Origin of the sequence: Aedoeadaptatus ivorii, assembly GCF_900638585.1 — a bacterium.
GTDB classification, from domain to species: Bacteria; Bacillota; Clostridia; order Tissierellales; family Peptoniphilaceae; genus Aedoeadaptatus; species Aedoeadaptatus ivorii.
In genome coordinates this window covers 1,405,302-1,418,016 of the sequence record NZ_LR134523.1, presented here as the reverse complement: position 1 = coordinate 1,418,016, position 12,715 = coordinate 1,405,302, and the positions used below count along the sequence as shown (strand labels likewise).

Genomic DNA, 12,715 nt, shown 5'->3' with positions numbered 1-12,715 from the left:
GAAGTCCTCTGGCAGAATGGAGGATATATGATACGAATCGATCATCTTGTGAAAACCATAGGCACACAAACCATCCTACAAATCGACCATTTGACAATCGACGAAAACCGGCGCATCGGTCTGATCGGAGACAATGGCGCCGGCAAGACCACCTTCTTAAAGCTGCTCGCCGGCCGGGACGACGACTTTGCCGGCGAAATACAAGCGACGCTTCCGGTGTTGTACATGCCCGCCGTGGGAAAAGGCGACGGGTCCCGAACGAACACACGCGATCCCCGGAGCCCCGGCCAGCGACAAAGGGCGCGGCTCGAGGAATTTTTGGCACAAAATGACACATTTTTGCTTATCGACGAACCCACATCGCATTTGGATATCCGCCAAATTCAGGCCCTCGAAGAGAGTCTGTGCCGACGAGAGGGCGGCTATATGGTGGTTTCCCACGACCGGGACTTTATTGAACGCACCTGTGACTGTATCTTCGAACTCGACGATACGACCGTCGAAGTCTACAATGGCGGGTACCGATTTTATGTAGAAGAAAGGGAGAGGCGCAAAAAGTTTGCACAGCGGGAATACAATAACTATGTAAAAGAAAAGAAGCGGCTACTGGGCGTCGGCGATCGACTCAAAAAGCAGTCCGGTAGGGTGCGGTCTACGCCCAAGCGCATGGGAAATTCCGAGGCGCGCCTCCACAAAATGGGCGGGCAGGGCAACAAGAAAAAGCTGGACCGACAGGTAAAATCGGTTCAATCCAGAATCGAGCACTTGGAGAAAAAGGAAAAGCCGAAAGAGGCAGCCGAGATTCGCTTGTCGGCGCCCGCATCGGAAAAAATCCACAGCAAAATTCTGATCCGCGCAGAGCATTTGAACAAGCAGTTCGAAGACTGCGTCCTCTTTCAAGATGCCGAATTTACCATAGAAAACGGCACCAAAGCCGCCTTGTTGGGCGACAACGGCGCGGGCAAGACCACCTTGGTAAGCATGATCCTGCGCGGGGAAGGGATATGGGTACATCCGAAACTGAAAATCGGCTATTACAGCCAAATGGGGGAAATTCTTACGGAAGAGGAAAGCATACTCGACAACGTCGTGCCCACCTCGATATACGACGAGAGCATGACGCGGATCGTCTTGGCGCGCCTGGGACTCGAAGGCGCCGATGTGCACAAAACCGTAGAGCGTTTGAGCGACGGCGAGCAGGCAAAGACAAAACTCGCAAAGCTCATGACTTCGGAGTTTCATTTTCTGATACTCGACGAGCCGACCAACTTTTTGGACATTGCGACCATAGAGGCGCTGGAACAGCTGTTGATCGCCTACGACCGCCCGCTTCTTATGATCACCCACGACGTTTCGTTTATCGACGCCGTGGCCGATGCGCTGCTTCTTATAGAAGACCGAAAGATCCGCGCGTTTCAAGGAAATTTCAGCGACTATCGCCATCGATCCGATCGAAAGGCATCGGAGGACGAAGAAAGGATGCGGATCGATTTTCGGCTGAGTGCCATCAACGCCGCCCTCTCTTCGAACCCGCCGAAGGGCGAGCGCGAAGAACTGGAGCGAGAATTTCAAGAATTGTTACAACGCAAAAGAGAACGCTCCTAATGCATCGTACAAACGGCCCCGCTGAGGGGCTGTTTTTGTTGAATGCGCGCTTTGTAGGCGTGTATTCCCACAAAAGGGGTATGCTTTACAGGAAGGCCCATTCTACAAACCAACGGCAAAGGAGAAGCAATGAAAGCGGTCAAGTGGAGCACGTTTTTGAAAGATGTGTTTATCTGCGCCTTAGGGTCCTACGGCGGTCCCGAGGCGCATTACGGCGTATTTTCGTCGCGATTGGTAGAGCAAAAGAAATACATCACCGAGGAAGAACTCACCGAAATGATCGGATTGTTTGCCCTGGTGCCGGGTCCCGGTAGCACGCAGACCATCACCGCGGTGGGCTATTATATGGGCGGGCCGATCTTGGCGCTTCTCACCTTCTTGGTATGGGCGCTGCCGGCGATCCTCATTATGGGCGGCGTCGGCGTGTTCTTTACCCATATCGACGGAAGCGGCGACCTGAAGCCCCTCCTCACCTATCTGCCCGCGGTGGCGGTGGCCTTTATCGTATATGCCGCCGTCACCCTGTCGCGAAAGGTGCTCAAAACCCGGCGCGACTTCGCGCTCTTTGCCGTGATGCTCGCCTTAAGTCTCCTTTTGGTGGGCCGATCCATGTGGGTCGTGCCCCTTCTTTTGATCGCGGGCGGTCTCGCCATCTTGTGGGAATACCGCAAAGAGGGCGCGGGCGAGCGCATTCGCTACCGGCCCAAGTGGTGGATTTTGGCGGCGGTGGTAGCCATCGCCCTCGTCAATGAGGTGCTGCGGGCGCAGGTCCAATCGCCCTGGGTTATGCTCTACACCTCCTTTTATCGCTACGGCTATTCCGTCATCGGCGGCGGACAAATCGTCATCCCCCTTATGATTCAAGATTTGGTGCATTCTCAATCCGCCATCTCGCTGGCGGACTTCCTTTCGGGCTATGCCATCGACCAAGCGGTGCCCGGGCCGCTGTTCAGCTTTGCCGCCTTTGTATCCGCCCGCGCCATGGAAGGGAGCGACTTCGCCTTCTTGGCGGGACTTTTGGGCGGCTTCGGCATCTTCTTGCCGGGCATCCTACTCGTGTTCTTCATCTTCCCCCTGTGGCGCGCCCTCCGAGAACTCACCCGCGTACGCCACTTCCTAGAAGGCGTAAGCATCACCGCCGCGAGCCTCATCGCCATGACCGCCATCACCCAAATCGCCGCCCTTCCCGTAAAAATCGACCTCTATCTCGCCGTCGTCGCGAGTGCCGCCTTGCTATTTTCCAAAAAAGTGCCCGCGCCCCTGATCGTCCTCGGTGCCCTTTTGGCGGGCATAATACTATGAACATTTATATAGATATATAATAGAAGAAAGATTTTAAGTACAGGAGTAAAACATGGCCAAAATCAACAGAAAACAGACACGAAACCATCGTTCATCCTTTGGAACCCTTGTATCGCGAGGATTCAAAAATCCTCATCCTCGGCTCCTTCCCCTCGGTAAAAACGCGGGAATACGGATTCTTCTACGGCCATCCTCAAAACCGGTTCTGGCCGCTGATGGAGGCACTCTTCTACGAGCGACTCAGCACAGAAATCGCCGAGCGGCGCGCATTCTTGCTCGCGCACCATATCGCCGTCTTCGATTCCATATACCAATGCGACATCATCGGCTCGGGAGATGCGAGCATCAAAAACGTCGTGCCGTCCGATCTCCGACAAATCTTCGAGACCGCCGACATCCGCCGGGTATTTTGTAACGGCGCAACATCGTACAAATATTACAAAAAATACCATGCCGACAAAAGCGACATCCCCGGCGTAAAACTCCCCTCTACCAGCCCCGCCAATGCGCGGTATCGACTGGATGACCTGGAGAAAGCGTGGAGCGCGATACGCGCGTATGTGGAGTAGCGGGGAAGGGCGTGTCCGGAGCAAAAGAGATCGTCGCGCGTTTCTGCATCGGCATCGTCGCTTACCCTTTTCTAGCGAAAGAGATCCTTCGACGCGGGGCTGTCGCCCCTTGCTCAGGATGACAATGGGGGCGGTAATGCGTTCCGGCACGGGCTATTGCGAAACCCTAACTTTGTCACCCTGAGCGGAGCGCAGCGGAGTCGAACGGATCTCCGTAAGCTATTGCGGGTTGACCGCTTGCACAATGCTGATTGCGCGTCCTTTTGCCCGAAACATGAGAACGTGTTGCGCGCTTCGCAAAACCCTATACCTACAGACGCCATTTCCGATACAATATCCAGAGAGGAGGAAAGCCGTGAACATACACCTTGCACCCCGGCGGTGGCAGGGCGCCGTATCCGTGCCGCCGTCAAAATCCCTGGCGCACCGCCACATCGCCCTCGCCGCGCTCTCGCCGCAAGGGGGCGTGGTCGAACTCGACGAAATCTCGCGCGATGTCGCCGCCACCATTCGCGCCGTAACGGCATTGGGGGCGAACATACACAAAGACCGCAACCGCATACATATCGGCGCCGCCCGCACCGTAAAGACCGCCGTCATCGACGCCGACGAAAGCGCCACCACCCTTCGCTTTTTCCTCGCCATCGCCCCGGCCCTGGCACAGACCGCCGTGTTTACGGGAAGTGCGCGCCTCGGCCAAAGGCTCGGGGAAGCCGGCCTCCGCACCCTCGCCGAAGCGGGCGTAGCGGTAGAAGGCACAGGCCTTCCCCTCACCGCCCGCGGCCCCTTGCGCCTTCGAAAAATCACCGTCGACGCATCAAAAACCGCGCAGTTTGCGAGCGGCTTCCTATTGGCCGCACTCGCCATGCCGGGGGAGGTCGCGGTAGAAATAAAGCGGCCCGTATCCCGTCCCTATATCGCCATGACCGCCGAAATGATCCGCCGCGCGGGCGGCGCCATACAAACTGTCCCCGGCGGCTATATCGTGGGCGATGCGCCCCTACAAAAAATCGAGGCAAAAATAGAAGGCGATTGGTCCCAGGCGGCATACTTTTACGGCGCCAACGCCCTCGGCTCCTCCGTGCGGGTACAAAACATACAGCCAGACAGCCTGCAGGGCGACCGCGCCGTGGGCGAATATATCGAAACCCTCCGCACGGGCGGCGCCATCGATCTGACCGACCACCCCGACCTCTTTCCGCCGCTGGCCGTCGTCGCATCGCGCTTCGGGGGCAAATTTTATGGCATAGAGCGACTGCGAAAAAAAGAGAGCGACCGCATTCGCGCCACCGCCGATCTCCTCGGCGCATTGGGCATCGACTGCGACTACACAGACGGCATATTTACCGTCCGCCCGGGCAGGTTGCAAGGCGGCACCGTCGATGCGCGGGGCGATCACCGCATCGCCTTTTCCGCCGCCATGGCCTCTACCGCCGCAGATGGCGCCGTCGTCATACGCGGCGCCGAAGCCGTAGACAAAAGCTGGCCCGGCTTCTTCGATGCCGTACGCCGATTGGGAGGAAAACCATGTACTATATAGGAAGAAAAATGCAACTCACCGTTTTCGGCGAGAGCCATGGCAAAGGCGTGGGCGCCCTCATAACCGGCCTGCCCCCGGGCCATCGCATAAATCCCGCCGCCATAGACCGCGAAATGGCGCGCCGAAAACCCGGCGCCTACGGCACCCCCAGAAAAGAACCCGACTCGTGGGAAATCCTCTCCGGCATCTATCGGGGGCACACCACCGGCATGCCCCTCGCCATTTGGGTGCCCAATCTCGATCCCCGGCCCGACGACTATACAGACATGCCCTTTCGCCCGGGTCATGCCGACTACACCGCCCACATCAAATACCGAGGGGCAGAAGACCCCCGGGGCGGCGGCCATTTTTCCGGCCGGCTGACCGCCCCCCTCGTCGCGGCGGGCGCCATATTGAAAGACATCTTGAAGCCCCTCGGCGTTACCGTCACATCGAACGTCGCCGCAGTCGGTGGAAAATCCGATCCCAAAGAAATACAAGCGGCCCTGGCGCGCGCTAAAGCCGAAAAAGACTCCCTCGGCGGCATCGTCGACCTCTGTATAGCGGGCGTTCCCGCCGGCATCGGCGGCCCGCGTTTTCGCGGACTCGAATCTGGCTTATCGGCCGCCTACTTTGCCTTGGGCGCCGTAAAAGGCGTTTCCTTCGGCGCGGGATTCGACGCGGCCAATAAAAAGGGATCCGAGAACAACGACCCCTTTCGGATCAAAGGCGGCGCCGTTGTCACCGAAACCAACCACGCCGGCGGCATCCTCGGCGGCATCGCCACCGGATCCGACATCGTCGCCCACATCGCCGTAAAACCCACCCCCACCATCGGAAAAGAACAGAACACCGTCGACCGAAGCGGCAAAGAAATCTCATTCGCCGCCACAGGCCGCCACGACACCGCCATCGTCCTGCGCATACCCGTCGCACTCGAAGCGATGAGTGCCCTCGTGATCTTGGACGAAATCGCATTGGTAAGAGGAGAACTATGAAACAAAACATCGTCATCATCGGCATGCCCGGCGTGGGCAAAACCACCATCGCCCGCGAAATCGGACGCCTGTATCACATACCCGTCATCGACATCGACGAGGAAATCGTAAAAACCCATGGCGATATTCCTGCCATCTTCGCCGAACGGGGCGAAGCGGGATTTCGCGCCATCGAAAAAGAAAAAGTGCACATCGCCGCCAAGGCGTGGGGCGTCGTCATCGCCACCGGCGGCGGCAGCGTACTCGATCCCGAAAACGTAGAAGCCCTGCGAGAAGGGGGCAAAGTCTACTGGCTGCGCCGGCCCCTGGAAGAACTTTCCTCCGACGGGCGGCCCCTTTCCGCCGGCGGGCTCCAAGCCGTCGAAAAACTCTGGCAAGAGAGAAAACACATCTACGACGCCTCTAAAGACGTCATCGTGCACAACGTGCGCATACGCGATGCGGCAGAAGAGATCGTGCGGGACTTTCGGGAGGAATAGGGGGTGGCGTAACAAAACCTTGTCATCCTGAGCGTAGCGCAGCGAAGTTGAACGGATCTCCGTAAGCTATTGCGGGTTGAAAGGTTGCACGGTGCCTATTGCGTGACGTATTGCCTGACACAGAAGGACCGCCGCGCGTTTTGGCACCGGCTTCTTAGCGGACTTTACATAGGGAAAGAGATCTTTCGACGCGGGGCTTCGCCCCTTGCTCAAGATGACAGGTGGGGGAGGGTCACGGCAAGGCGTGATACCCCACTCTGCTATTGCGTTTAGTATTTTTGTCATCCTGAGCGGAGCGCAGCGGAGTCGAACGGATCTCGAGCCTGCTATTGCGGGTTGACTGCTTGCACGGTGCCTATTGCGTGTCTTAGTGCCAGAAACAGAAGGAGTCGTCGTGCGTTTCGGCATCGGATTCTCTGTGGACTTTACATGGGGAAAGAGATCTTTCGACGCGGGGCTTCGCCCCTTGCTCAAGATGACAGGTGGGGGAGGGTCACGGCAAGGCGTGATACCCCACTCTGCTATTGCGTTTAATATCCCTGTCATCCTGAGCGAGAAGCTATGCTTCGAGTCGAATGGATCTCGAGCCTGCTATTGCGGGTTGACTGCTTGCATGGTACATACTTCGTGACATATCGCCCGATACAGAAGATACCGCCGCGCGTTTCGGCACCGGCTTCTTGGCGGACTTTACATAGGGAAAGAGATCTTTCGACGCGGGGCTTCGCCCCTTGCTCAAGATGACAGGTGGGGGAGGGTCACGGCAAGGCGTGATACCCCACTCTGCTATTGCGTTTAATATCCCTGTCATCCTGAGCGAGAAGCTATGCTTCGAGTCGAATGGATCTCCGTAAGCTACTGCGGGTTGAAAGGTTGCACGGTGCCTATTGCGTGACGTATTGCCTGACACAGAAGGACCGCCGCGCGTCCCGGCACCGGCTTCTTAGCGGACTTTACATAGGGAAAGAGATCTTTCGACGCGGGGCTTCGCCCCTTGCTCAAGATGACAGGTGGGGGAGGGTCACGACAAGGCGTGATACCCCACTCTGCTATTGCGTTTAATATCCCTGTCATCCTGAGCGAGAAGCTGTGCTTCGGGTCGAACGGATCTCCGTAAGCTATTGCGGGTTGAAAGGTTGCACGGTGTCTATTGCGTGACGTATTGCCAGAAACAGAAGGACCGCCGCGCGTCCCGGCACCGGCTTCTCTGCGGACTTTGCATAGGGAAAGAGATTCTTCGACTCGGAACGGGGTTCCTCGCTCAGAATGACAATAGGGCGGGTCGTGCGTTCCGGCAGAAGCTATTGCGAAACCCAACCTTGTCATCTTGAGCGGAGCGCAGCGGAGTCGAACGGATCTCAAGTTGGCTATTGCGGGTCTACTGCTTGCACGGTGCCTATTGCGTGTTGTACCACCCTAAAACATAACCCATACCTATACCGCCTCTTTCCCTCACAAAATACTCTCCCATAAATCCTCACGCTCCGGATTCATCGCATCAATCAAAGCCTCTTTCTTTCGCCGGTTCCATCCTTTCAACTGCTTTTCGCGAGCGATCGCCACATCCACATCCCCCGCCACCTCGTAATACACCAGCTTATTGACATTATATTTCGCCGTAAACCCGGCAACCGACTTCTCCTTGTGTTCCCATACCCGTCGCAACAAATCATTGGTAACCCCTATGTATAACGTACTGTCCGTTTTGTTGCTTAGAATATAGACAAAATAATCTCGCATATACACCTCTTTCTTGGGTTAAAGTGCAAAATTATCCGGCAATGCCATTGTACCCATTTGCCCGCACTTAGAATGACAATGGAGCAGACAAAAACCTTGTCATCCTGAGCATAGCTTTTGCGGGGAAGTCGGATCTTTTGAATGCTATTGCCAATTTATTCTTGTCATCCTGAGCGAGAAGCTGTGCTTCGAGTCGAATGGATCTCCGTAAGCTATTGCGGGTCGACTGCCTGCACGGTGCCTATTGCGTGCCTTAGTGCCCGATACAGAAGATACCGTCGCGCGTTTCGGCCTCGCCCCGCACTCAGAACGACAATCCTCTCCCTCCGCATCCACCCCAAAACCCCACCCCATTCCGTAACCCCACCGCCACAAAAGCCAAAAATCGGTAAAAATACCGCCGCGCGACAAAAATGGTGTCATTAAACTGTAATTTTACTAAATAATACAATCGTGTATAATGAAATTACCATAGGACGGGACAGAGTCCGAAAATTTCGGGCCCCGACTATGAGATCCCCATCGACTTCGAACTTGAAGGCGAAGGTACTCGATGGTATAATGTAGTAAGATTCACAGGAATATGCCTGGGAGAATCTGAAAATTCATAAGGAGGTCGTAAGACAAGATGAAAAAGAAATTTCTTAGCCTTGTACTAGCACTAGTCATGGTACTCGGCACCTTCGGAAACGTCTTTGCGGCTGCCGCTACGGATAAGAAGGAAGTTCCCAAACTGACTTCTACCAACCAAAAGGTTCAATGGCTTATCGATAACAAGATTGTCATTGGTTTGGCAGACGACGAAGGCAAAGAAACCGGAAACATGGACCTTGACAGTCCGATCCGCAGAGACGCAGTCGCTAAGATGCTTGTATACGCTATCGGCGAACAAGACTTGGCAGCAAAACTGCAAGGACTTTACCGCCCCTTCCCGGACGTAACCGTTGATTCTATCGTAAACGGCTACATCTCCGTAGGCGCAAGCAAGTCCTCCCCCGCTAACGGTCTTCCCTTTATCGAAGGCTACAACGAAGACGGTACCTTCCGTCCCCAAAGAGAAGTTAGCTATGCGGAACTCGCTAAGATGCTCGTAGTTTTGGTGAAGGAAGACTTGACCAAAGACATGGCATACAAGGCGAACAGAGACTGGGCAACCACCTGGATGAGATGGGCTGCACAAGAAGGTATCTTGGACGGCGTAAGCGTTGCTGACGAACACGCTAAGGCTCCCCGTAAAGATGCATTTGCAATGATCTACAATGCATTCTACAAGCTGAGAACTGTTAAGCCGGTTCCCACCAACGAAACCCGCGGCATCATCAGCAAGAAATCCGTAAACTATGATTTGGTTCTCAACCAAGGCGATTTCGAAAAGAAATTCAAGGTTACCAACGAAACCGTATTTGTTTCCGCTAAGGGCGACACCCAACTCTGGTTGGAAAGCATCCTCGACAGAAACAGCTACTTCGTAGGTTCCTTGGTACGTGTACTCGCTGACAAAGACGGCAACGTAAGCCACATTATCGAAATGGGTAACCCCGTTGTTGGTTTGCAAAACCGCACCACCGCTTGGGTAGACCTTGGCAACAAGACCCTCGACCAAGCACAAAGTAGCTTCGCCGTTGACGCTAAGGACGATGTTACCCTTAAGGTAGATGGCGAAAACAAACTCGATAACATCAGATTCGGTGGCGAAAAATATCAAACCACTTCTGATACTGTTTACTATGTAGCAGACTACGACCAAAACATCCTTACCCAAATGAAGGATAAGGCTGCCGTAGCTAAGCTTCTCGGCGACAAAACGGAACGAGTTTACCTCGCTTACGAAGTGCTGCCGAAGTCCGGCGTTAAGGAAGCTAAGGTTGTTGTATTTAACAACGCTAAGAACCAAGACACCAACGACATCGTTCGTGTTGAAAAGGCAGTTTCCCGCCCCGACTTCATGCTCAGCTTCCAAAAACCGGGCTACAACCCGACAACGATTGAGCAAGTTGACCTTCGCAAGATCGACACTGTATGGCCCTATAACTACAACTTCACCAACTATGACGTAATCGACCTTGCACACCGCAATGGTGAGCTTAGAAACGGCAACGTCTTGATCGATTACGAAAAGGATCCGATCTACGAAATTAAGGATCTGCAATTGGTAGAGCCTGACAAGACCACCAAGAACGTGGAAATCGAAAAAGCCAACAGCATCGTGCTGAAGGATAAATACGGCTTCACCAACAGTTTCGACCTTTCCGCCAACACCAAGACCTTCTTCCGTAACCAACTCGTTAAGGGAGAAAAGGTACAAATCGAATTGGCTGAAAACGGCAACAAACTTGCCATCATCTCCGTCGTTCCCGAGACCGACGAACTCAGAGGCAAGATGGTAGACAATAGCGATGTTGCTAAGGATCCTGAAGTTGTAACCGGTAAGTTTATCTCCTTCACCCCGGGTGAAAACGGACAACTGTCCCACGTATTGGTTTACCTCAAAGACGGAGACACCTACTCCCCCCGCAAGACTCCCTTCGTTACCAAACTTGGAGTTACTAAATTTGGCGTAGATGGAGCTTCTAGACCCGCAGCAGGCGACGTGCTCGAAATGACCATTAAGAGAATCAACAACGACAACATCGTTGGTGAAATCATTGATGTCAAGAATCACGGAGCTACCTTCGAAGATGCTCTTGCACAACACAAAGAAACATCTATCAAAGAACTGAAAGATGCTAATTTGTTGACGGATGCAATTGAAAAGGCAATCAACGATGCAGCAACCTTTGCTGAAGTAAACGACATCGTTGATAAAGCCAAAAACCCTGCAGTTTATGATTTCATCGCAGCTGAAGCAAAAGTAACGGCTAAAGATGATATCAATGTAGATGCTCCCACCAAGAAAGCAATCGAAGATGCAAAAACAGCTTACGATGAGCTGAATGCAGAACAAAAGGAAAGAGAAGATGTTAAGGCAGCTATTGCGAGCTTGAATGAAAAGATCGAAAAATACAACAACGCAGCTGACGAAGACCTCGAACCCATTGCTTAACTTGTGTTAGCATCTAGAACAAAAAACTCGCGTTGAAAAACGCGGGTTTTTTATTGCCCAGAATTCGTTGCAGACCGCCTCCACCGCATCTCCAAAAATTCTCCCAAACTTTTTCCCATTCCCATAGGTAAAAAATGCGCCCTTATTCTATTACTCGTATGAAGGGGCAAGAAAGACACAGCGCCGCCTCCCTTCGGCGGCGCGGAATGAGAAAAGGAGAATATTATGGCAAGTGTAAAAAAAGCGTTGCGCCTGACCCACGACGCGGGCGTAGGCGAAGACGGCAAGCAAAAGACGCGCAGCAAGACCTATTACGGCGTGCGCGCCGAGGCGACCAACGAAAACATGCAACAGGTGGCGGAAGCGCTGAACACGCTCTCTGAAAAAGAGGTCATCTACGTCGAAGCGATCACCACCGAGCGATTGGCATAAGGAGGTAAGGGATGGAAAAAACGTATCTGAATATGAGCTTTGCGGACGCGGACGACAAGTCTATGACCTTGCGGGTAGATGACCCCAAGGCGGATCTCACCGCCGAGGACGTCATGACCGCGGTCAATGCCATCATCCAAAGCGAGGTGTTTCGCGACCGCGCGGCGCTGGTGCGCCACAAAAAGGCCGAAATCTTTACCGTGAGCTCTCGCGTCATTCTGGACCAAGAGGAAGCGTAAAATGCCCTTAGAGCAAATCCTCTCGCTGATCGCCAACACCGGCTTTCCCATCGTGGTGGCAAGCTATATGATCCTCCGCATGGAAGACAAACTCGAAATGCTCAACAAAAGCATTCTGGAGCTCAGCCACTCGATCGAGAAGAGCGTGAACTAAAGGGAGGGCGGAACCATCCGCTCTCTTTTTTTACCATCTATTGAACATATGTTCTAAATTTGCTATACTGATAGCATGAAAGGGGTGGAGACATGGAATGGGAAGTACCCGAAACGGCGACCGACGCCGAGTTCGTCGCGGGTTTGTGGACGGAGGCAAAGCCCTATGTGCGTTTCTGTATTAGACGCATACAGCCCTTTGCGCCGGATTGGGAAGATTTGGAGCAAGAGGCGGCGTTGATATTGCTCCGTTGTATCGAGGACTACGACGAGGAAAAGGGCGTTCCCTTTCACCTGTACTTTAAGACGCAGTTGGAGTATTTCTTAAAGGACGATCTGAAAAAACGGCTGCGGCAAAAGGCGATTCCCCTCGAAGGCGAAGTGGCGGATGCGACGCCCGCTGACGACGACGTAGAGGAAGAGGCGGCCCTCAACGAGGCGTGCGAGGAAGTGCGCCGTGCCATCGGGCGCCTGGCGCCGCGCGAGGAGACCGTAATTCGCCTGTTTTACTATGAGGATCTGTCTATTTCTGAGATTGCGGGGTTTTTGGGGTTGCAATACGCCACCGTGGCGAATACCAAGTGCCGCGCGCTCAAAAAACTGCGGCGTCTGTTGTTTTAGAAAGCGTAGGAGGGT

General features: G+C 54.2%; 12 protein-coding genes. 11 read left to right on the top strand and 1 reads right to left on the bottom strand.

Annotated elements, in window-relative coordinates:
* Nucleotides 1-27 precede the first annotated feature (27 nt).
* From abc-f to EL294_RS07020, 6 genes are all read left to right on the top strand, one after another.
* Complete coding sequence (gene abc-f, locus EL294_RS07045) at nucleotides 28-1,605, top strand: ribosomal protection-like ABC-F family protein (protein ID WP_126466129.1); 1,578 nt, start codon at nucleotides 28-30, stop codon at nucleotides 1,603-1,605.
* Between the two features lie 129 nt (nucleotides 1,606-1,734).
* A complete protein-coding gene (chrA, locus tag EL294_RS07040) occupies nucleotides 1,735-2,907 on the top strand; it encodes a chromate efflux transporter (RefSeq protein ID WP_126466128.1) in 1,173 nt (390 codons plus the stop codon).
* Between the two features lie 98 nt (nucleotides 2,908-3,005).
* Nucleotides 3,006-3,476 (top strand): DNA-deoxyinosine glycosylase, encoded by a 471-nt coding sequence (locus EL294_RS07035; protein ID WP_232006468.1) that lies wholly within the window; start codon nucleotides 3,006-3,008, stop codon nucleotides 3,474-3,476.
* A 355-nt stretch (nucleotides 3,477-3,831) separates the two neighbouring features.
* A complete protein-coding gene (locus EL294_RS07030; protein ID WP_164715256.1) occupies nucleotides 3,832-5,016 on the top strand; it encodes a 3-phosphoshikimate 1-carboxyvinyltransferase in 1,185 nt (394 codons plus the stop codon).
* 8 nt (nucleotides 5,017-5,024) lie between these two features.
* Complete coding sequence (locus tag EL294_RS07025) at nucleotides 5,025-5,993, top strand: chorismate synthase (protein WP_197721089.1); 969 nt, start codon at nucleotides 5,025-5,027, stop codon at nucleotides 5,991-5,993.
* Entirely contained in the window at nucleotides 5,990-6,472 is a 483-nt protein-coding gene (locus EL294_RS07020; protein WP_126466124.1) for a shikimate kinase, read from the top strand. Before EL294_RS07025 ends, EL294_RS07020 begins: the two co-directional genes overlap by 4 nt.
* A 1,452-nt stretch (nucleotides 6,473-7,924) precedes the next feature.
* On the opposite strand, the gene EL294_RS07015 is transcribed toward EL294_RS07020, so the two are convergent.
* Nucleotides 7,925-8,212 carry a GIY-YIG nuclease family protein gene (locus EL294_RS07015; protein WP_126466123.1) on the bottom strand — a complete coding sequence of 96 codons (288 nt, stop codon included), beginning with the start codon at nucleotides 8,210-8,212 and terminating at the stop codon, nucleotides 7,925-7,927.
* Nucleotides 8,213-8,840: 628 nt separating this feature from the next.
* Between EL294_RS07015 and EL294_RS07010 the strand changes: the two genes are divergently transcribed.
* From EL294_RS07010 to EL294_RS06990, 5 genes are all read left to right on the top strand, one after another.
* Nucleotides 8,841-11,255, top strand: a complete 2,415-nt coding sequence (locus EL294_RS07010) for an S-layer homology domain-containing protein (protein ID WP_126466122.1) — start codon at nucleotides 8,841-8,843, stop codon at nucleotides 11,253-11,255.
* 225 nt (nucleotides 11,256-11,480) lie between these two features.
* Complete coding sequence (locus EL294_RS07005) at nucleotides 11,481-11,687, top strand: DUF1659 domain-containing protein (RefSeq protein ID WP_126466121.1); 207 nt, start codon at nucleotides 11,481-11,483, stop codon at nucleotides 11,685-11,687.
* Between the two features lie 11 nt (nucleotides 11,688-11,698).
* Nucleotides 11,699-11,926: a DUF2922 domain-containing protein gene (locus tag EL294_RS07000; protein WP_126466120.1), complete on the top strand. Its 228-nt coding sequence runs from the start codon at nucleotides 11,699-11,701 to the stop codon at nucleotides 11,924-11,926.
* 1 nt (nucleotide 11,927) lies between these two features.
* Nucleotides 11,928-12,080 carry a YvrJ family protein gene (locus EL294_RS06995; RefSeq protein ID WP_126466119.1) on the top strand — a complete coding sequence of 51 codons (153 nt, stop codon included), beginning with the start codon at nucleotides 11,928-11,930 and terminating at the stop codon, nucleotides 12,078-12,080.
* A 92-nt stretch (nucleotides 12,081-12,172) separates the two neighbouring features.
* A complete protein-coding gene (locus tag EL294_RS06990; RefSeq protein ID WP_126466118.1) occupies nucleotides 12,173-12,700 on the top strand; it encodes a sigma-70 family RNA polymerase sigma factor in 528 nt (175 codons plus the stop codon).
* The last annotated feature ends 15 nt before the right edge of the window (nucleotides 12,701-12,715 follow it).

What these genes read in the sequence shown, in the direction of transcription:
- abc-f (WP_126466129.1), top strand. Translation starts at nt 28, where the DNA reads ATGATACGAATCGATCATCTTGTGAAAACCATAGGCACACAAACCATC.
- chrA (WP_126466128.1), top strand. Translation starts at nt 1,735, where the DNA reads ATGAAAGCGGTCAAGTGGAGCACGTTTTTGAAAGATGTGTTTATCTGC.
- EL294_RS07025 (WP_197721089.1), top strand. Translation starts at nt 5,025, where the DNA reads ATGCAACTCACCGTTTTCGGCGAGAGCCATGGCAAAGGCGTGGGCGCC.
- EL294_RS07020 (WP_126466124.1), top strand. Translation starts at nt 5,990, where the DNA reads ATGAAACAAAACATCGTCATCATCGGCATGCCCGGCGTGGGCAAAACC.
- EL294_RS07015 (WP_126466123.1), bottom strand. Translation starts at nt 8,212, where the DNA reads ATGCGAGATTATTTTGTCTATATTCTAAGCAACAAAACGGACAGTACG.
- EL294_RS07010 (WP_126466122.1), top strand. Translation starts at nt 8,841, where the DNA reads ATGAAAAAGAAATTTCTTAGCCTTGTACTAGCACTAGTCATGGTACTC.
- EL294_RS07005 (WP_126466121.1), top strand. Translation starts at nt 11,481, where the DNA reads ATGGCAAGTGTAAAAAAAGCGTTGCGCCTGACCCACGACGCGGGCGTA.
- EL294_RS07000 (WP_126466120.1), top strand. Translation starts at nt 11,699, where the DNA reads ATGGAAAAAACGTATCTGAATATGAGCTTTGCGGACGCGGACGACAAG.
- EL294_RS06995 (WP_126466119.1), top strand. Translation starts at nt 11,928, where the DNA reads ATGCCCTTAGAGCAAATCCTCTCGCTGATCGCCAACACCGGCTTTCCC.
- EL294_RS06990 (WP_126466118.1), top strand. Translation starts at nt 12,173, where the DNA reads ATGGAATGGGAAGTACCCGAAACGGCGACCGACGCCGAGTTCGTCGCG.